The 22,219-nt window shown below is 73.2% G+C and carries 16 protein-coding genes, 1 tRNA gene and 1 pseudogene; 9 read left to right on the top strand and 9 right to left on the bottom strand.

Annotated features, from left to right (window positions below; translation table 11 throughout):
- Positions 1-41: 41 nt before the first annotated feature.
- Together ACSLTV_RS00535 and ACSLTV_RS00530 are read left to right on the top strand one after the other, a co-directional pair.
- Entirely contained in the window at positions 42-983 is a 942-nt protein-coding gene (locus tag ACSLTV_RS00535; protein WP_435611425.1) for an NTP transferase domain-containing protein, read from the top strand.
- Entirely contained in the window at positions 980-2,359 is a 1,380-nt protein-coding gene (locus ACSLTV_RS00530; protein WP_435611424.1) for a molybdopterin molybdotransferase MoeA, read from the top strand. The genes ACSLTV_RS00535 and ACSLTV_RS00530 overlap by 4 nt, the downstream gene beginning before the upstream one ends.
- Before the next feature lie 96 nt (positions 2,360-2,455).
- Here ACSLTV_RS00530 and ACSLTV_RS00525 read toward each other — a convergent pair whose 3' ends face one another.
- Positions 2,456-3,568, bottom strand: a complete 1,113-nt coding sequence (locus ACSLTV_RS00525) for a potassium channel family protein (protein ID WP_432133589.1) — start codon at positions 3,566-3,568, stop codon at positions 2,456-2,458.
- 111 nt (positions 3,569-3,679) lie between these two features.
- On the opposite strand from ACSLTV_RS00525, the pseudogene ACSLTV_RS00520 reads away from it, so the two are divergent.
- A pseudogene (locus ACSLTV_RS00520) lies at positions 3,680-4,345 on the top strand (potassium channel family protein); the annotation flags it as partial.
- 3 nt (positions 4,346-4,348) lie between these two features.
- On the opposite strand, the gene ACSLTV_RS00515 reads toward ACSLTV_RS00520, so the two are convergent.
- Together ACSLTV_RS00515 and ACSLTV_RS00510 are read right to left on the bottom strand one after the other, a co-directional pair.
- A complete protein-coding gene (locus tag ACSLTV_RS00515; protein WP_432133590.1) occupies positions 4,349-5,197 on the bottom strand; it encodes an ABC transporter permease in 849 nt (282 codons plus the stop codon).
- Positions 5,194-6,282: an ATP-binding cassette domain-containing protein gene (locus tag ACSLTV_RS00510; RefSeq protein WP_432133591.1), complete on the bottom strand. Its 1,089-nt coding sequence runs from the start codon at positions 6,280-6,282 to the stop codon at positions 5,194-5,196. Before ACSLTV_RS00510 ends, ACSLTV_RS00515 begins: the two co-directional genes overlap by 4 nt.
- A 112-nt stretch (positions 6,283-6,394) precedes the next feature.
- Between ACSLTV_RS00510 and ACSLTV_RS00505 the strand changes: the two genes are divergently transcribed.
- A complete protein-coding gene (locus ACSLTV_RS00505; protein WP_432157202.1) occupies positions 6,395-7,375 on the top strand; it encodes an NAD(P)H-quinone oxidoreductase in 981 nt (326 codons plus the stop codon).
- 20 nt (positions 7,376-7,395) lie between these two features.
- Here the strand turns inward: ACSLTV_RS00505 and ACSLTV_RS00500 are convergent, their stop codons facing one another.
- The gene (locus ACSLTV_RS00500; RefSeq protein WP_432133593.1) at positions 7,396-8,025 is read right to left on the bottom strand and encodes a hypothetical protein; all 630 of its coding nucleotides are present in this window, start codon (positions 8,023-8,025) and stop codon (positions 7,396-7,398) included.
- Positions 8,026-8,163: 138 nt separating this feature from the next.
- Between ACSLTV_RS00500 and ACSLTV_RS00495 the strand changes: the two genes are divergently transcribed.
- The gene (locus ACSLTV_RS00495) at positions 8,164-8,712 is read left to right on the top strand and encodes a bacterial proteasome activator family protein (RefSeq protein WP_432133594.1); all 549 of its coding nucleotides are present in this window, start codon (positions 8,164-8,166) and stop codon (positions 8,710-8,712) included.
- A gap of 123 nt (positions 8,713-8,835) precedes the next feature.
- On the opposite strand, the gene ACSLTV_RS00490 is transcribed toward ACSLTV_RS00495, so the two are convergent.
- On the bottom strand, positions 8,836-10,491 hold the full coding sequence (locus ACSLTV_RS00490; protein WP_435611423.1) for a protein kinase domain-containing protein: 1,656 nt from the start codon (positions 10,489-10,491) through the stop codon (positions 8,836-8,838).
- Positions 10,492-10,828: 337 nt separating this feature from the next.
- On the opposite strand from ACSLTV_RS00490, the gene ACSLTV_RS00485 reads away from it, so the two are divergent.
- Positions 10,829-12,412 carry a protein kinase domain-containing protein gene (locus tag ACSLTV_RS00485; RefSeq protein ID WP_432133596.1) on the top strand — a complete coding sequence of 528 codons (1,584 nt, stop codon included), beginning with the start codon at positions 10,829-10,831 and terminating at the stop codon, positions 12,410-12,412.
- 123 nt (positions 12,413-12,535) lie between these two features.
- On the opposite strand, the gene ACSLTV_RS00480 is transcribed toward ACSLTV_RS00485, so the two are convergent.
- The gene (locus tag ACSLTV_RS00480; RefSeq protein ID WP_435611422.1) at positions 12,536-13,927 is read right to left on the bottom strand and encodes a phosphotransferase; all 1,392 of its coding nucleotides are present in this window, start codon (positions 13,925-13,927) and stop codon (positions 12,536-12,538) included.
- Between the two features lie 898 nt (positions 13,928-14,825).
- Here ACSLTV_RS00480 and pdhA point away from each other — a divergent pair.
- Genes pdhA through ACSLTV_RS00465 form a run of 3 tightly spaced genes read left to right on the top strand, consistent with a single transcriptional unit; the run spans position 14,826 to position 18,562 of the window.
- Positions 14,826-16,094 carry a pyruvate dehydrogenase (acetyl-transferring) E1 component subunit alpha gene (gene pdhA / locus ACSLTV_RS00475; RefSeq protein ID WP_432133598.1) on the top strand — a complete coding sequence of 423 codons (1,269 nt, stop codon included), beginning with the start codon at positions 14,826-14,828 and terminating at the stop codon, positions 16,092-16,094.
- A gap of 1 nt (position 16,095) precedes the next feature.
- Positions 16,096-17,073: an alpha-ketoacid dehydrogenase subunit beta gene (locus ACSLTV_RS00470; protein ID WP_432133599.1), complete on the top strand. Its 978-nt coding sequence runs from the start codon at positions 16,096-16,098 to the stop codon at positions 17,071-17,073.
- Between the two features lie 10 nt (positions 17,074-17,083).
- Positions 17,084-18,562: a dihydrolipoamide acetyltransferase family protein gene (locus ACSLTV_RS00465; RefSeq protein WP_432133600.1), complete on the top strand. Its 1,479-nt coding sequence runs from the start codon at positions 17,084-17,086 to the stop codon at positions 18,560-18,562.
- Here the strand turns inward: ACSLTV_RS00465 and ACSLTV_RS00460 are convergent.
- The 3 genes from ACSLTV_RS00460 to ACSLTV_RS00450 form a co-directional block, all read right to left on the bottom strand.
- A complete protein-coding gene (locus ACSLTV_RS00460) occupies positions 18,549-20,903 on the bottom strand; it encodes a hypothetical protein (RefSeq protein WP_432133601.1) in 2,355 nt (784 codons plus the stop codon). The genes ACSLTV_RS00465 and ACSLTV_RS00460 overlap by 14 nt on opposite strands.
- A gap of 2 nt (positions 20,904-20,905) precedes the next feature.
- Positions 20,906-20,977, bottom strand: a tRNA-Ser gene (locus ACSLTV_RS00455).
- A gap of 50 nt (positions 20,978-21,027) precedes the next feature.
- Entirely contained in the window at positions 21,028-21,972 is a 945-nt protein-coding gene (locus ACSLTV_RS00450) for a D-alanyl-D-alanine carboxypeptidase family protein (RefSeq protein WP_435611421.1), read from the bottom strand.
- Positions 21,973-22,219: the final 247 nt, after the last annotated feature.

Raw genomic sequence — 22,219 nt, 5'->3', positions numbered from 1 at the left:
CGGCCCCTTTCCCCGGGCGCCGGGGGCCGCATACTCGGGGAGTGACCTCGAACGCGCCCCCGGGCCCCGCCGGGCCCCCCGCTGCCGCCCCCGACGGGTACGACGCCGTCGTCCTGGCCGGCGGCGGCGCCCGGCGGCTCGGCGGCGCCGACAAGCCCGGCCTGCGCGTCGGCGGGCGCGCGCTGCTGGACCGGGTGCTCGCCGCCTGCGCCGACGCCCGCACCACCGTCGTCGTCGCCGACCCCCGCCCCACCGCCCGGCCCGTGACCTGGACGCGCGAGGACCCGCCGGGCGGAGGCCCGCTCGCCGCGCTCGACGCCGGCCTGCGGCACACCACCGCCGACCGGGCCGTCGTCCTCTCCGCCGACCTGCCCTTCCTGGGCCCCGGCACCGTACGGCGGCTGCTGAGCGCCCTGCGCACCGAAGGTGCCGACGGCGCGCTGCTCACCGACGCCGACGGCCGCGACCAGCCGCTGGTCGCCGCCTACGACACCCGTCGGCTGCGCACGCACCTCCACACCCTCGCGGCCGGACACGGCCGCTGCCTCACCGGCCTGCCGCTGCGGCTGCTCACGGCCGAACTCCACCTCACCCGCGTCCCGGACCCCGTCGCGTCCTTCGACTGCGACACCTGGGACGACCTCGTCACCGCCAGGGCACGCATCAGGGAGCATGGCCACGTGTTGGATGAATGGATCTCCGCAGTCAAGAACGAGCTGGGCATCGACCTGGACGTCGACACCGGTGTCCTGCTGGACCTGGCTCGTGACGCCGCCCACGGAGTGGCGCGCCCCGCCGCCCCGCTGACCACCTTCCTCGTCGGCTACGCGGCCGCGCAGGCCGGCGGAGGGTCCGAGGCCGTCGCCAGGGCCGCCCGCAGGGCCGCCGCGCTGGCCCAGCTCTGGGCGGCCGAGGACACCGCCGACGGCAAGCCCGACGTGGCCCCCGACGCCACCCCCGACGCGCGCCCGGACGCCGGATGACCGCCCGGGACACCCAGGCCGGCCAGGACGCCGACGACTTCGACGTCGAGGAGGTGCTCGCCCTCGTCAAGCGCGGCAACGGCCCCGCCGACCGGCGCACCGAGCAGGCCGGCGCCGGCACACCGGCCGACGCTCCCGGACCCCGGCCCGCCCCCGACCCAGCAGGCCGGCCTCGGGCCACCCCCTGGCCCGAGGCCCGCGCGCGGGCGGCCCGCGCCACCCGCGCTCGCGCCGCCCGCCGCGCCCCCGTCTCGGTGACCCTCGACGACGCCCTCGGCCTCGTCCTGGCCGCCCCGCTGACCGCACTCACCGATCTGCCGTCCTTCGACACCTCCGCGATGGACGGCTGGGCGGTCGCCGGACCGGGCCCCTGGGCGGTGCGGGACGACGGTGTGCTCGCCGGGCACGCGGCGCCCGAGCGGCTCGCCGACGGCGAGGCCGTCCGCATCGCCACCGGCGCCCGCATCCCGCCGGACACCACCGCAGTCCTGCGCAGCGAGCACGCCCGCACCGACGACAAGGGCCGGCTGCACCCCACCCGGGACGTGCGGCACGGCCAGGACATCCGTCCGCGCGGCCAGGAGTGCCGCAGCGGCGACCACCTGCTGCCCGCCGGAGCGTTCGTCACCCCCGCCGTGCTGGGCCTGGCCGCTGCCGCCGGATACGACACCCTGGCCGCAGTGCCCCGCCCCCGCGCCGAGGTCCTGGTGCTGGGTGACGAACTGCTCACCGAGGGCCGCCCGCACGACGGCCTCATCCGGGACGCCCTCGGCCCGATGCTGTCGCCGTGGCTGCGGGCGCTGGGCACCGACGTCGTGGCCGTCCGGCGGCTCGGTGACGACGCGGAGGCCCTGCACCGGGCCATCACCTCCTCCACTGCCGACCTGATCGTCACCACCGGCGGTACCGCCTCCGGCCCCGTCGACCACGTCCACCCCGTCCTGCGGCGCGTCGACGCCGAGCTTCTGGTCGACGGCGTCCAGGTGCGCCCGGGCCATCCGATGCTGCTGGCCCGGCTGAGCGAGGAGCAGCACCTGGTCGGCCTGCCCGGCAACCCCCTGGCGGCCGTCTCCGGCCTGCTCACGCTCGCCGAGCCCCTGCTGCGCACCCTGGCCGGCCGCCCCGCCCCGGAGCGGTACGCCCTGCCCCTGGGTGACGCAGCGCACGGACACCCGCACGACACCCGGCTCGTACCGGTGGTGCTACGCGGCGACCGCGCGCTGCCGCTGCACTACAACGGGCCGGCGATGCTGCGGGGCATCGCGGCCGCCGATGCCCTGGCCGTCGTCCCGCCGGGTGGTGCGCGGGTGGGTCAGGAGGTCGAGCTGCTGGACCTGCCGTGGGCGGTGGGCGGCATCGGGGCATGTTTCACGTGAAACACCGGTAGGGCCGGTATGGGGCGTAAGCACCGCAACAGTCCGTTGGCGGTGTTTCACGTGAAACAACGGGATCGGTGGGCTCGGTGTGATCGGTCACAGCGAGTCGGGGGCGGGCACGGCCCGGCGGATGGTGATCACTCGGTCCCCGGACCGCAGTTCCGTCAGGCGGGGGTCGGTGTAGTCCATCAGTTCCCTGCCACGCAGAACCGCCAGCACCAGATCGGCGCAGGCGCGAGGGGCGAGGCCCGTCTCCGCCTCGGTGACCGGACGCTCCGCCAGGTCCAGTCCGCTTCCCAGGGTCATGAGGTCCTCCAGCGTTCCCGCCACCACCGGACTGACCATGGAGACTCCGAGCAGTCGTCCGGCCGCGCTGGAACTGGTCACGACGGTGTCGGCGCCGGACTGCTTGAGCAGCGGCATGTTCTCGTCCTCGCGGGCCGCGACGACGATCGTGGCGCGCCGGTTCAGCTGGCGGGCGGTCAGGGTGACCAGGGCGGCCGTGTCGTCGCGCTGGGGGGCGACGATCACCCGGGCGGCGCCGCCGACCTCCGCCTTCAGCAGGGTCTCCGAGCGGGTGGCGTCCCCGGCCACCGCCACCAGGCCGTCGTCCCCCGCCAGCGCGGCCGTCTTGCGCTGTGCGTCGACCACGACGATCCGTTCCTTGGGGACCCCCTGTCCGATGAGCGTCTCCACGGCGTGCCGGCCCTTGGTGCCGTAGCCGACGACGATCACGTGGTCGTGCAGGCGGCTGCGCCAGCGGTGCACCCGTACCTGGTGGCGAGTCCGCTCGGTGAGCACCTCCAGGGTGGTGCCGACCAGGATGATCAGGAACAGCACGCGCAGCGGTGTGATGACGAAGATGTTGACCAGCCGCGCCGCGTCACTGACCGGGGTGATGTCGCCGTAGCCGGTGGTGGAGAGGGTGACCGTGGCGTAGTAGGCGGCGTCGAGGAGGTCGACGCTGCCGTCGGCGTCCTTGTACCCGGCGCGGTCGAGGTAGACGATCAGAGTGGTGGTGGCGAGCACCAGCAGGGCGAGCGCGAGTCGGCGCAGCACCTGCTGGAGCGGTGCCATGGCGCGCAGGGGCATGGTGACGGAGCGGCCCGCCTCCACGTCGTCCCGGGCCTCGCCCCGCGAGCGGTGCCAAAGGGACTTCAGGAGAGAGAGTCTCCCGGTCCCGCCGGTCTGTGTTCCCCGGTCCTTCATCGCGTGCCCCCCATGGGTGGTGATCCGTCCACTGGGCACCATGGTCCCGGGCCGGACCGCCGACGTCGGCACGCGACGCGTGGCCGCCCGCATGTTTTGGGTCCTCGCCCCTGGAGGTTTTCCTTGCGTGACCACATTGTCGTCGTCGGATTCGGTACGAAGGGACGGTCCGCGATCCGGACTGTGTGCGTGAACGGGGTGCGCAAGAACCAGGTGGTGGTGATCGACCCCAGCGCCAAGGCGGTCGAGGCGGCCACCGCCGAGGGCTACGAGGGTGTCGTCGGGGACGCCACCCGGTCCGCGACGCTGCTCCAGGCGGAGGTGCAGCGGGCCGGGAAGATCATCGTGGCCCCGCAGCGCGACGACACCGCCGTCCTGGTCACGCTGACGGCACGCCAGCTCAACCGGGGGGCGACGATCGTGGCCGCCGTGCGGGAGGAGGAGAACGCGCCGCTGCTGCGCCAGTCCGGCGCGGACGAGGTCATCACCAGCGCGGGCGCGGCCGGACGGCTGCTGGGACTGGCGGCGCTGAGCCCGGCGGCCGGCCTGGTCATCGAGGACCTGATGCACCCGGGTGCCGGCCTGGACATCGTCGAACGGCCGGTCACCAAGGCCGAGGCCGGCCGCTCCCCGCGGGAGACGGCCGACCTGGTGGTGAGCGTCGTCCGCGGCCACCGGGTCCTCGCCTACGACCATCCGGACATCGGCGTGCTGGAGCCGACGGACCGGGTCGTCACCGTCGTACGGACCCGGGCCGGGCGGGCTCCGGGCGACTGAGCGCTACTTGCGGTTGTACAGGCGCATCGTGACCGGACCGAAGACCAGGACGAACAGGCCCGCCCAGCCGAGCGACCAGGCGATCTCGGCGGCCGGCCAGTCGCCCGCCATCAGACCGCGCACCGCCGACGCCAGGTGGGTGATCGGGCTGTTGTTGACGAAAGCCTGGAGCCAGCCCGGCATGGTGCTCGGGTCGACGAAGACGTTCGACAGGAAGGTCAGCGGGAAGATCACCATCATGCTGACGCCCATGACCGACTTCTCGGTACGCAGCAGCAGTCCGAACATCGTCCAGATCCACGAGAACGCGAACGAGAAGACGATCAGCAGGGCGATCCCGGCGATCACCCCGCCGGGCCCGCCGTCCGGGCGGTAGCCGAGCACGAGGCCGACGGTCAGCATCACCACGGACGCGATCGCGTACCGCAGGGCGTCGCCCAGCAGGTAGCCCACCATGGTCGCCGGACGCCACACGGGCAGCGAGCGGAACCGGTCGAAGACACCCTTCTCGATGTCGGTGTTCACCGAGACACCCGTGTACATCGTGATCATGACGACCGACATCACCAGGATGCCCGGCAGCAGGAACTGGATGTACTGATCCGGGGAGCCGGCCAGGGCGCCCCCGAACAGGTACGTGTACATCAGCACCATCATGATCGGGAACGCGGTGACGTCGAAGAGCTGCTCCGGGACGTGTTTGATCTTCAGCACCGCTCGCCAGCCGTAGGTGAGGCAGGCGGACCAGGCGCTGGGCCGGGGCGGCCGCTCACCGGCGACCAGCAGGGCGGCGAGCGACTCGGCGCTGACGGGGGTGAGTTCCTGGCTCTCGGTCCGGGTCGCGGTACTCATACGGCTGCCTCACTCTGCTCGTCGCTGTCGCTCTCCAGTCCGGCGCCCTGTCCGGTGTCATGGCCGGAGCCCCGTCCGGCGCCCTGCCCTGTGTCATGGCCGGAGCCGTGCCCTGTGTCATGGCCGGTCAGCGCGAGGAACACCTCGTCCAGGCTGGGCTGACCCAGCGAGAAGTTGTCCACCGTGATGCCGGAGCCGGCCAGCTCCGCAAGCGCCCGGGCGGCCTGCTCGGCGGCGCCCAGGCCGTTCGCGGCCCCGGCGTTCAGCCGGGCCGTCAGCGCCACCGGGTCGGCATCGTGCTGCACCCGAGCGTCCAGCACCAGCCGCAGTACCCGCTCGGCCGCCGGGCGCTGGGCCGCGTCGCGCAGCCGCAGATGGACCGAGCCGGCTCCCACGGACGCCTTCAGCTCGCCCTTGGTGCCCTCGGCGATCACCCTGCCCCGGTCGATCACGGCGATCCGGGACGCCAACTGGTCGGCCTCGTCCAGGTACTGCGTGGTCAGCAGCACGGTGGTGCCCTGTGCGACGACCGCGCGCACGATCTCCCAGACATGGTTGCGGCTGCGCGGATCGAGGCCGGTCGTCGGCTCGTCGAGGAACAGCAGGTCGGGCCGGCTGAGGATGGACGCGGCGATGTCGATCCGCCGCCGCATGCCGCCCGAGTAGTGCTTGACCTGCTTCCCGGCCGCCTCCGCCAGCCCGAACGCCTCCAGCAGCCGCACCGACCGCTCCCGGGCCGCCCGCCTGCCGTGGCCGAGCAGCCGGCCCAGCAGCACCAGGTTCTCCGTGCCGGTCAGATCCTCGTCCACGGACGCGTACTGGCCGGTGAGACTCACCCGGGCCCGCACCTCGTCGGCCTCCCGCACGATGTCATGGCCGAAGACGTGCGCCTCGCCGCCGTCGGGGCGCAGCAGCGTGGCGAGCATCTTCACCGTGGTGGTCTTGCCGGCGCCGTTGGGGCCGAGGACGCCGTAGACCGTGCCGGCGGGCACCGCGAGGTCGACACCGTCGACCGCCCTGGTCGCGCCGAACGTCTTCACCAGCCCTGCGGTCTCGATGGCCAGGCCGGAGGTGTGCTGGCTCATGATGGGGTCCTTCCACGTACTGGGGTCACGCGAGGGCAGACCCTCACCATCACCCCGACTCATCGGTGATCGCACACTTTTTTTCCGGCGGTCGGGGAGTAGCGTCCCCCGCATGTATGCGATCACGATTCCCGAATCCGGCGGCCCCGAGGCACTGGTGTGGGCCGAGGTGCCCGACCCGGTGCCCGGCGAGGGCGAGGTCCTGGTCGAGGTGGTGGCCGGTGCCGTGAACCGCGCCGACATCCTGCAGCGGCAGGGCTTCTACAACCCGCCGCCCGGCGCCTCCCCGTATCCCGGTCTGGAGTGCTCCGGCCGCGTGGCCGCGCTCGGCCCCGGTGTCTCCGGCTGGTCTGTCGGCGACGAGGTGTGCGCGTTGCTGTCGGGCGGCGGATACGCCGAGAAGGTGGCCGTCCCGGCCGGCCAGCTCCTTCCGGTCCCCAAAGGCGTCGGCGTCAGGGAGGCCGCCGCGCTTCCCGAGGTGGTCTGCACCGTCTGGTCCAACGTGTTCATGGTCGCCCACCTGCGCCCGGGCGAGACCCTGCTCGTGCACGGCGGCTCCAGCGGCATCGGCACCATGGCCATCCAGTTGGCCAAGGCCGTCGGCGCGAGGGTCGCCGTCACCGCCGGGACCCGGCAGAAGCTGGACCGGTGCGCCGAGCTGGGCGCCGACATCCTCGTCAACTACCGCGAGCAGGACTTCGTCGAGGAGATCGCCAAGGCCACCGACGGTGCGGGCGCCGACGTGATCCTCGACAACATGGGCGCCAAGTACCTCGACCGCAACGTCCGGGCCCTCGCGGTCAACGGGCGGCTCGCCATCATCGGCATGCAGGGCGGTGTCAAGGCCGAACTGAACATCGCGACCCTGCTCAACAAGCGGGCCGCGATCAGCGCGACCTCACTGCGTGCCCGGCCGCTCGGCGAGAAGGCGGCCATCGTCGCGGCCGTCCGCGAACACGTCTGGCCGCTGCTCGACTCCGGCCGGGTCCGCCCCGTCGTCGACCGCGAGCTGCCGATGCCCGAGGCGTCCGCCGCCCACCGGCTCGTCGAGGAGAGCGGTCACGTGGGCAAGGTGCTGCTGGTCGCCCCGTAGCCCCGAGGTCCCGGCCGTGGTCAGACGCGCCGCAGCCGCAGCGCCACGAAGGCCAGGCCGAGACCGAGCCCGATCAGGATGAGCCCGCTGCCCAGCGGCACGATGCGCAGGATCCGGTCGGCGGGCTCGGCCGCCTGCGGGGCGGGCCGCGGGATTCCCGGTGTGTCGGAAGCGGCGGGGGAGTCGGCCGTCGGGACCGGCGGATCGGCGACGCCGTCGCTGCCGTCGCCCGTCCGGCGTTCGCCGTCGGTGCCCTCCCCCGTCCGGCGTTCGCCGTCCGCGTTTCCTGCCCCGCCGCTCCGCTCCGCCTCCGGCATGCCCCATGCCTGCGCCGCGCCCTCCTCCTGCGCCGCGCCTTCCTCCTCCTCGTACTCATCCTGCTCCTGGCGGGCGGTGTCGCCCGCGTGCGTGTCGCGGTTCTCCCCCGCCTCCGTCTCCCGGGCGGGGCTGCGGCCGGGCCGCACCCGCCCCTCGCCCGCGCGGCTGCCCGCGCGGTCCGGGGCCGAGGGACGCGGGGACGCCGAGGCCGACGCGGCCGGGGACTGTGCCGCCAGGGCGGGCCGGACGCCGGACGCGGGCAGCGCGCCGCAGACCAGCAGGGCCGCCCCCGCGGTCCCCACCGCCCACCGCACAAACCATCGATCCTTCATACGGTCAGCGTCACATCGGGTGGGACGCCCGGCACGTCACGCGCGTCCGAGCGTGCACGCGTGCCTGGTCCGACGGTGGATCAGCGTTCACCGGGGGCACCACTCCGGGGAGATGTCCGCGTGGGAGAGAATGGCCGCATGGAGATGCCGAGGAACGAAAGGTCGCCGGAGAACGCCCAGAAGATCCTGGTCGTAGGCCAGGACGGCATGGCACTCGGCGGCATCGACGCGGACGACGACTCCCGTGAGACCCCGCTGACGGAACAGGTCGAGCAGCCGGCGAAGGTCATGCGGATCGGCAGCATGATCAAGCAGCTCCTGGAGGAGGTGCGCGCGGCTCCGCTGGACGAGGCCAGCCGGGCCCGGCTGAAGGAGATCCATTCCAGCTCGGTGAAGGAACTGGAGGACGGTCTGGCCCCGGAGCTCGTCGAGGAGCTGGAGCGGCTCTCCCTGCCGTTCAACGAGGAGGCGACGCCGTCCGACGCGGAACTGCGGATCGCCCAGGCCCAGCTGGTCGGCTGGCTGGAGGGCCTGTTCCACGGCATCCAGACCACCCTGTTCGCCCAGCAGATGGCCGCGCGCGCCCAGTTGGAGCAGATGCGCCGCGCCCTGCCGCCGGGCGTCGGACACGACGGCTCCGAGGACCACCAGCACCCGGGCGGCCGCACGGGCGGCCCCTACCTCTAGCACCGCCGGCACCTCTAGCACCGCCGGTACCTCCGGCCCGACTCACGGACCCGCCACACACGCAGGGCCCGGCGTACGAACGCCGGGCCCTGTTCTGCTGTTGTGTGCGTGCCGCTCGCCGGGTCAGTAGGGCGGGTTGCCCGTGGACACCTTCAGCTCGATCTGAGGCACGTCGTCGGGGTCGACATCCGTGCCGGCGGACGGGAACTGCTCCATCACGGTGCCGTCGCCGTACGTGTTCTCGTTGACCTTGACGACGTTCATCGTCCAGCCGGCGGCCTGGAAGCACTCCTTGACCGACGTGATGTTCTTGAACTTGAACGACGGCAGCCGGATCTTGTCCGGGTCGTTGTAGGCCTCTTCCGGCTCGCTGCACTCGGTGGCGTCGATCGTCTTGGACGTGTCGGGCCCGCGGTAGCCGGCCGCCTTCGACACCGACTCCGACACGGAGGGGCTCGGCGACTCGTCGGCCTGCGGGTCCTCGCCGCCGCCGCTGTTCATCACCAGGGCGCCGACGAGCACACCCACCGCGATCACGGAGACGACGACCGAGCCGAGGACCACCGACCGGTTGCTCCTGCCACCGCCCGAGGGGGGCGCCGGAGCCGGTTGCGGCGTGAGGTTGTACGTCGGCTGCGCCGCGCCGTACGGCGCGGGCGTCTGATAGCCGCCGCCCTGCTGCGGATAGCCGTACGACGGGGCCGGCACGGGTGTCGCCGGCGTGCCGTACGGGCCGGGGGTCGGCGGCTGGTACGGCGTCTGCACGCTGCCCGGCGGCGTCTGCGGGGTCTGGCCGACCGGCGGGAACACCGCGGAGCCGACGCCCGCGCCGCTCTGGGCCGACGAGCCCGGCACGATGCTCGGCGGGGCCGCCTGGAAGGACGCGGCGACCCGCAGGCACTCGTCGCGCATGGCGACGGCGGTGGGGAAGCGCTCGTTCGGGTTCTTCTTCAGCGCGCGGGCGATCAGCGCGTCCACGGCCGGCGGCAGCGCGCGGTTGATCGAGGAGGCGGCGACCGGCTCCTCCTGCACATGCGCGTACGCGATCGCCAGCGGCGAGTCCGCGTCGAACGGCAGCCGCCCGGTGACCAGTTGGAACAGCATGATGCCGACCGAGTACAGGTCGGAGCGGGCGTCGACGCCCCGGCCCAGCGCCTGCTCGGGCGACAGGTACTGCGGGGTGCCGACGACCATGCCGGTCTGCGTCATCGACGTGACACCCGACTGCATGGCGCGCGCGATGCCGAAGTCCATCACCTTGACGACACCGCGCTTGGTCACCATCACGTTGCCCGGCTTGATGTCCCGGTGGACCAGGCCCATCTCATGGCTGATCTCCAGGGCCGCCAGCACGTCGGCGGTGACCTTCAGCGCCTTGTCGGCGGGCATCGCGCCGAACTGCCGCACGTCCGCGTCGAGGACCGAGCCGAGCGGCTTGCCCTCGACGTACTCCATGACGATGTACGGCGTGGGCGCGCCGTCGCCCGCGGCGGAGCCGCCTTCGAGCACAGCGTCCTCGCCGGTGTCGAAGACGGAGACGATGTTGGTGTGGCTGAGCTTGGCCACCGCCTGTGCCTCACGGCGGAAGCGCTCGCGGAACGCCTGCTCACGGCCGAGTTCGGTGTGCAGCGTCTTGATCGCGACCTGACGGTCGAGCACGGCGTCGTACGCCAGGTGCACCGAGGCCATGCCGCCCTCGCCGAGCAAGTCGCGCAGCTGGTAGCGGCCGCCGGCGAGCGAACGCCCCGCGTACCGGCCGTGTGCGCCGTCCTGGCTCATGTCTCCCCGTCCCCCATCGGCCCACTGGCGCCGGCTCGGCTGTCGATGATCGAATGTCTCATTCTCGGCCAAGTCTGCCCCAGGGCACTGACACGTCAAGCGCGGTGCCCGTTCCGTGACCGTACGCGAAAGAAGCGTCGCGGAAGCGTTACAGCAGGCGTACGGCCGACGCACAGAATGTGCACCGGAGGCCGTGGTACGAGTGTGACGACCGGCCGGTCTCCGCCCGGTCACCGGGGTCGTCCCGGTCCGGAGGCCCCCGTGGAGGCTGTAGCGTGGCCGACGGAGACCGTAACAACACCGCGCGCACCGCGGGCAGAAACGACGGCGAGGACTGATGGCACAGCAGCAGCGCTCTCAGGGCCCGTCCGACCCCGAGGCGACTGGCGGCGGAATGTCAGACGCGCCGGAGAACTGGGGCAACGGCGGGCTCGTCGGCGACGGCCGGTACCGGCTGACCCGCAGGCTCGGCCGGGGCGGCATGGCCGAGGTGTTCGCGGCCGAGGACGTACGGCTCGGCCGCACCGTCGCGGTCAAGCTGCTGCGCGCCGACCTCGCCGAGGACCCGGTGTCCAAGGCCCGGTTCACGCGTGAGGCCCAGTCGGTGGCCGGTCTCAACCACCACGCCATCGTCGCCGTGTACGACTCCGGCGAGGACACGGCGGGCGGCCAGTCCGTGCCCTACATCGTGATGGAGCTCGTCGAGGGCCGCACCATCCGGGATCTGCTGCTGAACGCGGAGGCGCCCGGCCCCGAACAGGCCCTGATCATCGTCTCCGGGGTGCTGGAGGCGCTCGCCTACTCGCACCAGCACGGCATCGTCCACCGCGACATCAAGCCGGCGAACGTCATCATCACCCACAACGGCGCCGTGAAGGTGATGGACTTCGGCATCGCCCGCGCCCTGCACGGCGCGTCCACGACGATGACGCAGACCGGCATGGTGATGGGCACCCCCCAGTACCTGTCGCCCGAGCAGGCCCTCGGCAAGGCCGTCGACCACCGCTCCGACCTGTACGCCACCGGCTGTCTGCTGTACGAACTGCTCGCCCTGCGGCCCCCGTTCACCGGTGAGACGCCGCTGTCGGTGGTCTACCAGCACGTCCAGGACATCCCGGTCCCGCCGTCGCGGCAGTCCGACGGCGGCTGCCCGCCGGAACTCGACGGGCTCGTCATGCGCTCCCTCGCCAAGGACCCCGACGACCGGTTCCAGACGGCCGAGGAGATGCGCGGACTCGTCCAGTACGGGCTTCAGATGCTCTACGACCAGGGCGCCCACACCGGCACCTGGAACACCGGCCCGGTCGACGCGCCCGCGGGCGGGCACGCGCCGTCCCCGGCGTTCGCCGGTACCGCGGTGATGCCGCAGGCCGGTGGCGGCCCCGGTACCTCCCAGATCCCGCAGCCGATCCTGCCCACCGGCTACGGCGGCGGTGACGACAGCGGCTTCGAGGGGCACGGCAACAAGGGCAGCGGGCGCGGCAAGCTGTGGGTGCTCGCCGTTCTCGCGGTCATCGCGATCGCCGCCGGTGTCGCCCTCGCGCTCAACAACGCCAACAAGGACGGCGGAACGGGCACCACGAAGCAGTCGCCGACCTCCTCGCCGAGCTCCACCCAGGACTCGTCGAGCCCGTCGCCGAGCGACACGGCCGGCGAGGAGCCCACCGAGGACACCTCCGACACCGGCACCGGCTCCGACTCCGGGTCGGACTGGACGCCGCCCGACACGCCCTCCTACACGCCGACCGAGAGCACCTCGACCGAGCCGACCGAGTCGCCGTCCGGGGAGCCCACCGACACCCAGCCGTCGGACCAGCCGACCGACACGCAGACCGACCCGAGCGACAACGAGCCGACGGACCCCGGGCCGTCCGGTTCCGCGGACACGGGCGGCGGGCCCACGGGTGTCCTGGGCGGCTGAGCGGGCGCGTTCCTGCGCCGAGCGGGCGCGTTCGGCTGTCCCGGCACGCCTGAGCCGGGCGGCGGGGCGCTGTGCCGCCGGTGTGCGTCGTGCCGCCGGTGTGCGTCGTGCCGCCGGTGTGCGTCACCGGCTGAAGGCGGCGCGTACCGTCTCGTACTCGCGGGTCCACCACACGACGAGCGCGGACGACGCGGGGAACTGCGCGTCGGCGCGGGTGTCGCCGCGCTCGTAGTGCCAGCGCAGCATCCAGAAGTCGTTCAGGCGCTCCCACCACACGCGGTGCACGGCCGCCGCGAGCTGTGCGGCGGTGGCCCCGGCCGCGCGCCGGTACGCGCGCGCGTACGCCCGGGTCCGGGCCAGGTCCAGGGTGCCGTCGGGACGGACGAAGAAGATCACGGCGGCGCGTACGGCCTCCTCGGCGCGTGGCTGCACACAGAGCCGGTCCCAGTCGACGATCGCGGCGGGCGCGTCCCCCCGGTAGAGCAGGTTGAACGGGTGGAAGTCGCCGTGCACCCAGCCGATCGAGCCGCCGGGCGGTGGCCGGCGGTCCGCGTGACGCGCCAGCAGCGTGCGGCGCTCCACGAGCCGGTGCCGGGCCAGTTCGTCGAACGCGTCGGCCGGGCGGCGCCGGCGTACGCGGGCGAGGAGGTCGTCGATCACCTCGAAGGTGTCGGCGGGGTCGGCGCTCTCCACGGGGTGCGCGCCCCGGGGCGCGCGCTCCTCGCCCCGTTGCGCTTCTCCGTTCGCGCGCTCCTCCGAGCGGCGCAAGCCCCTGTCTCCGTGCCGCGCCGGAAGGCTCGTGCTCTCGGCCGGGCGCTGTTCGGCGTGGCTCGCGCCCTGGGGCGGCCGGAGTGGTGAGAAGCGTGCGCCCTGGGTCGCAGGCCCCTCGGGGAGGCGCGCGCCCTGATCCGCGCGCCGCGCAGGCCGGCCCGCGCCCTGCGCGAGGCGCTGCTCGACGGGGCGCTCTCTCCGCGTCAGGCGCTCCTCCGTGCGCCGTGCGCCCCCTGACGTGCGCCCCTGAGTGCGCCGTTCGCGCCCCCCGGTGTGTGGCTCCCCGTCCCCCTCCCCAGCGCCCTCCGGCGCCATCACGCGCTCCAAGCCCGCGTGTACCGCTCCCAGAAGGGCGCCGAGGCGGGCGCACTGCGACGGACTGAGCTGGGTGCCGTGGCGGTGGCGGCCGTCGACCCAGGGGTGGAGGGCGTAGGCGTGACCCCCGACGACGGCGACCGTGCGGCCGTCGCGGCCGGGGAGCGGGGGCGCGACGGGCACGCCGAGATCGGCGAGGCGGCGGGTGGCCAGGTGCTGGCGGGCGATGTCCGCGGGGTCGGCGGTGTCGGGGTCGAAGTGGTGCTTGAGGAAGTAGTGACCGCGGGTCGTGCGCAGTCGGTAGCCGCGGTTGAGGAGGCCCTGTTCGACGGGGTCGCAGGCGAGCGCCGTGCCTGCGGAATACCGGTGGAGCAGTGCGCTCAGCGGGGGCGCGTGGGGCACGAGGGGTGGTACACAGGATCGCGGCACGCGGCAGATGCTAGGGCACCCCGCGAGGCCCTTGAGCTGCGCGTTGTCACAGACAGTCGGTTCCGGTCGCAGGGTGTGCGGGAAGTGTCGTCGGCGCCCCGGAGCGACCGCGACCCGGCGCACGGGCCTGCCCGGCCGGGTCGTCCGCGCCCGGGGTGACGGCGTGCGCGCCCGGGGTGACGCATACGTGCCGTCGGGGTGACGGCGTACGTGCCGCAGGCGACGACATGACGGGCAGGGCCTCGCGGGTCTCGAATTCCGGGTTCGGCCGCAGGCCGGTCCGGGCGCACAATTCTTGATCGTTTTTGCGGCGCGGTGGGAGTTCGCCGATTCGTGGGCGGGCGAGTTCTTGGCCGACCGGATCGAGAATGCGCTTTTCCTGATCGGTCGGGCGGGTGAGCCGGCTCCCGGGCCGCCGGTCGAGTGGCTGAAATGCGTGCCGGAGCCCCGGCTGCGGTGCCGGCCGGGCCGACGACGGCATCGTCGGTCCTGGAGGCGGACATTTCAGGGACGCCGCGGCGTACCGCTTCTCGGCTGTCGCCCGGAAATACCCTGACTTATCCGTCTTCGGGCGCGAGGGCAGTCTCACATGGAAGTCTTCCCGTGGCCTGGGTGCGCGGGATAACGTGCCGTTGCTCCGGCCTCCTGCAAGGCTGTGACCTGGGTCCTTCCCGGCTCTGCGGATTTACTTGGAAATCCAAGCAAAAACGCAGGTCAGGTGGGGTTTCACAGAAATGTGGCGCACTGGGTAACGTGAAGGTTGCAGGGCGCTCGCCGGGGCACCTGTCACGCCTGTTCCCGGCCGAGTGGCACCCACCCCGTGCCCGGATGTCGGAAATCAGGTGAGCCGCACTGGCCGACCGGCAACCCCGGGGGCCGGACCGACGGAGGAGCACACGTGACCGTGGAGAGCACTGCCGCGCGCCAGCCGCGACGCAGCGCCGGAAGCAAGGCCGGAACCACCACCGGCGCGAAGGCGGCCGGCACCACCGGCACCAAGCGCGCCACTGCCAAGAAGGCCGCCGCGAAGACGGCCGCCACGAAGGCCCCTGCCAAGACGGCCGCCCAGCGCGCCGCCAAGGGCGCCGAGCCGGAACTCGTGCAGCTGCTCACCCCCGAGGGCGAGCGGGTCGCCGACGCCGAGTACGACCAGTACGTCGCCGGTATCACCGCGGACGAGCTGCGCGGCCTGTACCGCGACATGGTGCTCACCCGCCGCTTCGACGCCGAGGCCACCTCCCTGCAGCGCCAGGGCGAACTGGGCCTGTGGGCGTCGCTGCTCGGCCAGGAGGCCGCGCAGATCGGCTCCGGCCGGGCGCTGCGCGACGACGACTACGTCTTCCCGACCTACCGGGAACACGGCGTCGCCTGGTGCCGCGGTGTCGACCCGACCAACCTGCTGGGCATGTTCCGCGGCGTGAACAACGGCGGCTGGGACCCCAACGGCAACAACTTCCACCTGTACACGATCGTCATCGGTTCCCAGACGCTGCACGCCACCGGCTACGCCATGGGCGTCGCCAAGGACGGCACGGACGGCGCGGTCATCGCCTACTTCGGCGACGGCGCGTCGAGCCAGGGCGACGTGGCGGAATCGTTCACCTTCTCCGCCGTCTACAACGCCCCCGTGGTGTTCTTCTGCCAGAACAACCAGTGGGCGATCTCCGAGCCCACCGAGAAGCAGACCCGCGTCCCGCTCTACCAGCGCGCGCAGGGCTACGGCTTCCCCGGTGTCCGCGTCGACGGCAACGACGTCCTGGCCTGCCTCGCGGTCACCAGGTCCGCCCTGGAGCGGGCGCGCCGTGGCGAGGGCCCGACGCTGGTCGAGGCGTTCACCTACCGCATGGGCGCCCACACCACCTCCGACGACCCCACCCGCTACCGGGGTGACGAGGAGCGGCTGGCCTGGGAGGCGAAGGACCCGATCCTGCGCCTCCGCCGCTACCTGGAGTCCGCAAACCACGCGGACGAGGGATTCTTCGCGGAACTGGAGGCCGAGTCCGAGGCGTTGGGCAGGCGAGTGCGCGAAGCGGTCCGTGCGATGCCGGACCCGGACCGGTTCGCCATCTTCGAGAACGTGTACGCGGACGGGCACGCGCTCGTCGACGAGGAGCGCGCCCAGTTCGCCGCCTACCAGGCGTCGTTCGCGGACGTGGAGGGGGTCTGACATGGCGGAGAAGATGGCTCTGGCCAAGGCGATCAACGAGTCGCTGCGGCACGCCCTGGAGGCGGACCCCAAGGTCCTGATCATGGGTGAGGACGTCGGCAAGCTCGGCGGCGTCTTCCGGGTGACGGACGGCCTGCAGAAGGACTTCGGCGAGAGCCGCGTCATCGACACCCCGCTCGCGGAGTCCGGCATCGTCGGCACCGCGATCGGCCTCGCGCTGCGCGGCTACCGCCCGGTGGTGGAGATCCAGTTCGACGGCTTCGTCTTCCCGGCGTACGACCAGATCGTCACCCAGCTGGCGAAGATGCACGCCCGCTCGCTCGGCAAGGTCAAGCTGCCGGTCGTCGTACGCATCCCCTACGGCGGCGGTATCGGCGCGGTCGAGCACCACTCCGAGTCGCCGGAGGCGCTCTTCGCGCACGTGGCCGGCCTGAAGATCGTGTCCCCGTCCAACGCGTCGGACGCGTACTGGATGATGCAGCAGGCCATCCAGAGCGACGACCCGGTGATCTTCTTCGAGCCGAAGCGGCGCTACTGGGACAAGGCCGAGGTCAACACCGAGGCGATCCCCGGCCCGCTGCACAAGGCGCGGGTGGTGCGCGAGGGCACCGACCTGACCCTGGCCGCGTACGGCCCGATGGTGAAGACGTGCCTGGAGGTCGCCGCCGCGGCCGCCGAGGAGGGCCGGAACCTGGAGGTCCTGGACCTGCGCTCGGTGTCCCCGCTCGACTTCGACTCCGTCCAGGCGTCGGTCGAGAAGACCCGCCGCCTGGTCGTGGTCCACGAGGCCCCGGTGTTCTTCGGCTCGGGCGCGGAGATCGCCGCGCGCATCACCGAGCGCTGCTTCTACCACCTGGAGGCCCCGGTGCTCCGGGTCGGCGGCTACCACGCCCCGTACCCGCCGGCGCGTCTGGAGGAGGAGTACCTGCCGGGCCTGGACCGGGTGCTCGACGCCGTCGACCGTGCCCTGGCGTACTGAGGAGAGGGTCGTGACGACGATGACTGACGCGTCCGTGCGCGAGTTCAAGATGCCCGACGTGGGCGAGGGACTCACCGAGGCCGAGATCCTCAAGTGGTACGTCCAGCCCGGTGACACCGTCACCGACGGGCAGGTGGTGTGCGAGGTCGAGACCGCCAAGGCGGCCGTCGAGCTGCCCATCCCCTACGACGGCGTGGTCCGCGCCCTGCACTTCGAGGAGGGCACCACGGTCGACGTGGGCACCTCGATCATCGCGGTGGACGTGAACGGGGGAGCCCCGGCGCCCGCCGCCGAGTCGGCCGCCCCCGCGCCCGCTGCCGAGGCGCCCGCCCCGCAGCCGGAGGAGGCCCAGCCGGAGGGCCGCCAGCCCGTCCTGGTGGGCTACGGCGTCGCCGCGTCCTCCACCAAGCGCCGCCCCCGCAAGGCCCCGGGCGGACCGGTGGAACCGGCGGCGCAGGCGGTCCAGGCCGAACTGAACGGCCACGGCGGCGGCGTCCAGGTCTCCGAGGCCCCGGCCCCGGCCCCGGCCGGTGCCGACCGGTCCCGGCCGCTGGCCAAGCCGCCGGTGCGCAAGCTGGCCAAGGACCTCGGCGTCGACCTGGCGACGGTCACCCCGACCGGCCCGGACGGCATCGTCACGCGCGAGGACGTCCACGCGGCCGCCGCCCGGGCGTCCGAGGCGGTCGCGGCCCCGTCGGCGGCCCAGGCACCGGCCGAGGCCGCCCACGCGCACGCCCCGGCCGCCGCACCGGCACCCGCGGCCGTGTCGTACGACACGGCCCGGGAGACCCGGGTCCCGATCAAGGGTGTGCGGAAGGCGACGGCGGCGGCGATGGTCGGCTCGGCGTTCACCGCCCCGCACGTCACCGAGTTCGTGACGGTCGACGTCACGCGCACGATGAAGCTGGTCGAGGAACTCAAGCAGGACGCCGGGAAGTACGGCCTGCAGGGGCTGCGGATCAACCCGCTGCTGCTGATCGCCAAGGCCCTCCTGGTCGCCATCAAGCGCAACCCGGGGGTCAACGCGTCCTGGGACGAGGCGGCCCAGGAGATCGTCCTGAAGCACTACGTCAACCTCGGCATCGCGGCGGCCACCCCGCGCGGTCTGATCGTGCCGAACATCAAGGACGCGCACGACAAGACCCTGCCCCAGCTCGCCGAGGCGCTCGCCGAGCTGGTCGCCACGGCCAAGGAGGGCCGGACCTCCCCCGCGGCGATGCAGGGCGGCACGGTCACCATCACCAACGTCGGCGTCTTCGGCGTCGACACCGGCACGCCGATCCTCAACCCCGGCGAGTCGGCGATCCTCGCGGTCGGCGCGATCAAGCTCCAGCCGTGGGTCCACAAGGGCAAGGTGAAGCCGCGTCAGGTCACCACGCTGGCGCTCAGCTTCGACCACCGTCTGGTCGACGGCGAACTCGGCTCGAAGGTGCTGGCGGACGTCGCGGCCGTCCTGGAGGAGCCGAAGCGCCTGATCACCTGGGCGTGAGCGGCCCCCGAGGGGACGCTGCCGGGTCGGAGGACACCGGGTCGGGCCGCAGCCAGTGGCCGCCGGTGCTCCAGCCCAGCAGCATCCGTCCCGCGCCCTCCCGCGCCGAGCCGCCCTCCGCGACCTGACACAGTCCGGTGAGCGCGGGGGCGAGCCGGGCGGCGACGTGCCAGGGATGGCGGGCGGCCTCCTCCGGCAGCCGGGCCAGGGTGCGGACCCGTGCGCCCGGCGTGCACAGCGACAGGTGGAACACCATCTGCCGCCAGGCGTACGCGACGTCCTTGATCGTGCCCAGCGGGCGCGGGTGGTGCTGCAGGCGCGCGGTCAGCCGGCACACCGTGGTGAAGGACCGGCGGGCCAGGTCGTCCCACCCCGTCTCGGGGGCGACCCCGGCCCGGTGGACCAGCGTGGCCAGGTTGTGGGTGGTCAGGATCTGCGCCTGCTCGATCACCGTGCCGTTCCGGGCGACCTCGGAGCCCTGGCCGGAGCCGGGAGCGAGGTCCGCGGCCCGTCGAGCGCACAGCTCGGCGAACCCGGGGGAGGTGCGGGCGCCGTAGGACCGCCGGGCCGCCTGCCCGGCCTCCACCACGGCGAGGTTGCGCACGGCCCGGTAGTCGACGGCGTAGTACCGCTCGTACAGGGAACCGCCGCCCAGCAGTTCGGCGGCCACCCGGGCCGCCGTCAGGAACTTGGGCGTGAAGGCGCCCATGAAGATGTCCGCGGCGAGTTCTTCCACGAAGGGCGCGCCGAGGTCGGCCTGCCCGGCGAGCTCGGACAGCTCGCGGACCAGCGGGTTGGGCAGGATCGTGCCCGGGAACGCCCCGACGGCCAGCTCGCCCAGCTGCCGCAGCGCGGCGGCGGCGACCGCATCGGCGCCGGCGTCGGCCCGGTGGGCGGCGACGGCACGCACCCAGGGCAGCTCCGCCACCCGCACCTGCCGCTCCAGGTTGAGCAGCAGCAGGGAGCGGCGGCCCCGGAACGCGCGGTAGTTGGCGGCGGCCAGGGTGCGCAGCGCCGGGTCGGGGTGTGCCTGGGCGGTGGTGGCGGCCACGAGCTGCGGCACGAGCTCGGCCAGCACCTCGGCCGACGGGATCACCCCGCGTGCCACGAGGGTGCCGAGGGGCGCGCTGAGCGCGGCCTCGACGGGCCGACGCACGGCGGGAGGCACGGCGGCGCCCAGCGGCAGCCCGGTACCGGCCGCCTCCCATTCGGTGACGTCGGCGGTCAACGGCTCCACGTCCGGCACCCCGCCGTCCGCCGGCAGGTCGTCGAGCCGGGTCAGCACCAGCTGGGCGAGAGCGTGGTGGGAGGGCAGCGCGGCCTGGGCGGCCTGCTGCCGGCGCAGGGCCGTGTGCCGCTCGGAGCCGGGCCGGCCGCGCCGGCGCACCATGGCGGTGACGGCGGCCGACAGCAGCCCCAGCCGACGCGCGGCGGGCCGTCGCCCGGCGACGACGTCCTCCAGGGTGCCGCGCAGCACCGCGAGGTTCTCCTTCGGCCTGCGGTGCTTGGTGCACAGGGTGTGACGCCGGGCCAGTTCGCGGTAGCGGGCCAGCAGTTCGGCGCCGCGCGCGTGCCAGGGGTCGCCCGGGGTGTGCTCGGGCAGGTCGATCCAGCCGTTGTCGGCCGTGACCTCCAGCCAGTGGGCGAGGAGTTCGTCGCCGAAGGGCTGCCACACGCTGAGCGCCTCCCGCTGGGTCTCCACGGCCCGGCCGGGCCGCCGCGCGGCCAGGGTGTCGCGGGCGTCGGCGACGGTGCGGCGGTGGACGCAGGCGGCGTCCGGCGCGGGCCGGGCCGTCGGCCGGGGTGTGAACCGCAGCCGCGCCGCGAACGGCGCCAGCTCGGCCACCAGGTCCAGCGCGGCGTCCCTCTCCCCCGCCCGGACCAGCCACGCGACGGTGAGCAGCGCGGCCTCCTCCGGTACGGCGATCTCGTACCGCTCGCTGTCGAGCAGGCGGTACAGCCGCGTGAGCCCGTCCTCGGTGAGGAAGTACTCGAACAGCGCCTGCCGGTCCTCGGGCACGCCGGCGCTCCGGGCGGCGGCGGTCTCGTGGGCGAGCAGCGGTCCGCCCGCGCAGGGCTCGCCGGTGGCGAAGCCGCCGCGCAGCACCTCGGGGGTCACCCAGGCGGGCAGTCCGGCGACCGGGGTGCGCGAGCCGACGGTCAGCGTGCCGTTCGCGATGCCCGCGAGGACGGCCCGCCAGGCATGGCCGCGCTGCTCGGCGCGGCGCCGGGTGCCGGCATCGTCGTGGCCGGCCGCCGTCCGGAGCGCCGCGGCCAGCCGGCCGGCCGCGTATCCGGGGTTCACGTGGGCGGGGTGCTGCTGGTCAGCGTGGTCGTTCATAGCCGACGTGGCGGGTGCCGCCCCCGCGCCCTCCGGGTCTCGAGCCCGGCGCTCTGCTGCTGAGCTACACGTCGATGGGAGTGACGCTAGAGGGCGAGGGGGAGCCGTACAAACGGATTTCCGATTACCGGTGGGTGGGGCGGACGAACCGCATGGTGCCCTGGGGCTGGCTGCTCCTGGCGAAGCCGTAGTCGAGGAGCTTGGTCGCGTCGGAGGTGCGGGTGGTGACGTTGGTCGAGGCCAGGACCGTGCCGATGATGGTCCTGCCGTTGCGGGTGGCAGCGAACACCAGGCAGTACTTGGCCTCGGTGCCCGAGCCGGTCTTCACACCGATGGTGCCGCTGTAGCTGCTCAGCAGCCCGTTGGTGTTGTACCAGGTCGCCATGGTGCGGGTGGAGCCGGTGCTGGTGGTGGTCCTCGCCGTGTACGACTTGGTCTTGACGATCGTGCGGAACGTCGAGTTCTTGAGCGCGTTGGCCGCCAGCTTCGTCAGGTCCTTCGCCGTGGAGTAGTTGGCGCCGTTGCTGATGCCGTCGAAGGAGTCGAAGTGGGTGTTGGTCATGCCCAGCGACCGGGCCGTGGTGTTCATCTTGGAGATGAAGCTCTTCACGCGCGCGTCCCGGGTCGTGCCGGTGCCGAACTTGTCGGCGAGCGCGTAGGCGGCGTCGCAGCCGGAGGGCAGCATCAGGCCGTACAGCAGCTGGCGGACGGTGACCTTGTCGCCCACGATCAGATGGGCGGACGAGGCGCCGCGCGACACGATGTAGTCGCTGTAGGCCTTCTGGATGGTGACCTTGGCGTCGAGGTTCAGATTCGACTGGGAGAGCACGACCTTGGCGGTCATGATCTTCGTCGTCGAGCCGGTCGGCAGTTTGGTGTCGGCTCCCTTGGCGTACAGCTGGGAGCTGTTGGAGCCGTTCATCACATAGCCCGCCTGGGCGGCGATCGTCGGCGCGGCGACGGCCTGGGCGGGTGCCGCGGTGACGGCGCCGGCCGTGAGCACCGCGCCGGTGGTGACGGCGACGGCGGCGGCTCGGCGAACCCGGACGCCCTGAATGGCAGTTATCAACAGAGTTACCCCGATTGCGTCGTAGTCCCCTGATGCGCGGCGGAGTTGGGGAAGCTGGTCGTGCCGCACGTGTGAGACACGTAACTAGCACAGATGGTTGTGCGGCCGCCGGGGCACTTCGGAAAAGCGTCGGCCGCGCAGGGGGTTGAGGCGGAGGTTGGGGCGGGGGCCGGGTCCGTGCCGAGACCGGGCCCCGGGCCGGGGCCCGGTCCAGGTCCCGGGCCAGGTCCGGATGGTGGACGCGCAT

The sequence above is a fragment of the Streptomyces sp. bgisy159 genome, from assembly GCF_965341775.1.
GTDB lineage: Bacteria > Actinomycetota > Actinomycetes > Streptomycetales > Streptomycetaceae > Streptomyces.
Note: the sequence above shows the minus strand (reverse complement) of the source record. Positions and strands in the feature narration are given on the sequence as shown.